The 1,539-nt window shown below is 60.5% G+C and carries 1 protein-coding gene; it reads right to left on the bottom strand.

Annotated features, from left to right (window positions below; genetic code table 11):
* Positions 1-114: 114 nt before the first annotated feature.
* Positions 115-1,485, bottom strand: a complete 1,371-nt coding sequence (locus DEM27_RS33360; protein ID WP_109462514.1) for an IS1182 family transposase — start codon at positions 1,483-1,485, stop codon at positions 115-117.
* Positions 1,486-1,539 lie beyond the last annotated feature (54 nt).

The raw sequence follows: 1,539 nt of genomic DNA, 5'->3' as shown, positions 1-1,539 counted from the left end.
CAGACTACTGACAAACCCGTCGATTTTTATCGGCGGGTTTGTCGTTTTTGGGGATGCTCGCAGGAGAGGTGTTTATGCCTGTAGTATTGCGTTATGATAGGCAGGCCAAGGAGTTCATCCCCAAGCTTGCGCGTGGGCTCTTGTCATCGCCGTTGCGATTTTCTTGATATTCTGGGCGGCGGCGGCCAGCAGGCACTGCCATTGCACCTTGATCAGGCCTCTGAATCGGGCGTAGCGATGCCCGTGTAGTTGCTTGGCGTCGGCGAAGGAACGCTCGACCGTCTCCTTTCGCCTGGTGTAGATCGCCTTGCCCCAGGGTGTCTTGCGGTTGGCGTCGGTGCGGTCGCGAGCATCGGCCCAGACATGCCGGGTGATGATGCGCTCCGCTTTGGCGTTTGCTGTGCAGGAGGCGAGAAGCGGGCAGTCGCGGCAGATGGATGGATCGGAACGGTAGTGCTTGTAGCCGTTGCGGTCGGTGGTGACGTAGGTGAGCAGCTGACCCTGAGGGCAGCCATAGCCGTCCATCTCGGGCTCATAGACAAACTTCGACTTGCGCATCATCCCGTCTCTGGGCGGTGTCGGGTTGCGATAACCGGTGACGCCGAGGATGTCTCTGTCCGCCAGGCCCTTGGCAATGCCGGATGTGGCATAGCCAGCATCCAGCCCGACGACGCCAACCGCCAAGTCGAAGCGGGTCCGCTGCCGGTCCAGCCGTTCGAGGTAGACGATGCTGTCATGCACATTGGCCGGCGTCACATGGGTGTCAGTGATGATCGCGAAGCGACCATCGACGGTACGATGATCGAGATAAAAGAAGCCCTTGGGCTTGCCGTCGCGCACCATATAGCCGCTGTCGGGATCGCTGCGGCTGACTTTGGTCTCCTTCACCTCCGGCGCGCGCTCTTTCTCCCTCAGCGGCTTCTGGCCATGCGCCGCCCGCTCGGCCTCGATTGCCCGGTCGAGATCGGCCCAATAGTCGGCCCGGGACTTCTGGAGCATGGCGAGGTCATACTTGCCCTTGTTGGCATTGGCCTTCAGATGCGTCGAATCCGTGTAAAGCACCGTGCCATCGACCAGGCCATGCCGGATCGCCTGCTCCACGATCGCATCGAAGATGTCCTGCGCCACGGAGGTATCGTTGAAGCGACGGCGGCGGTTCTGGCTGAGCGTGGAGGCGTCGAAGACCGCATCGGTCAGCTTCAGGCGCAGAAACCAGCGGTAGGCGACATTAACCTCGATCTCGCGCACCAATTGGCGCTCGGAGCGGACCCCAAAAAGGTAGCCGATGAACAAAGCCTTGAACATCAAGGTCGGATCGAGCGCCGGACGGCCGTTGTCGGCGCAGTAGAGCCCGCAGACGCGATCATGAATGAAGGAGAAGTCGATCACCGCGTCGATCTTGCGAAGCAGGTGGTCTTTCGGCACCAACCCATCGAGCGTCACCATCTCGAGGGCCGTCTGTTCGGGAGCGGGTTTCTTCAACATGTCCCAGTGAATCATAAACCCCCAGTCAAGGCCAGGGGTTTGTCAGCAGTCTGA

The organism is Rhizobium album (assembly GCF_003122325.1).
GTDB lineage: Bacteria > Pseudomonadota > Alphaproteobacteria > Rhizobiales > Rhizobiaceae > Metarhizobium > Metarhizobium album.
The sequence above is the reverse complement of the archived record's forward strand: the minus strand, read 5'-3'. Positions and strand labels throughout refer to the sequence as shown.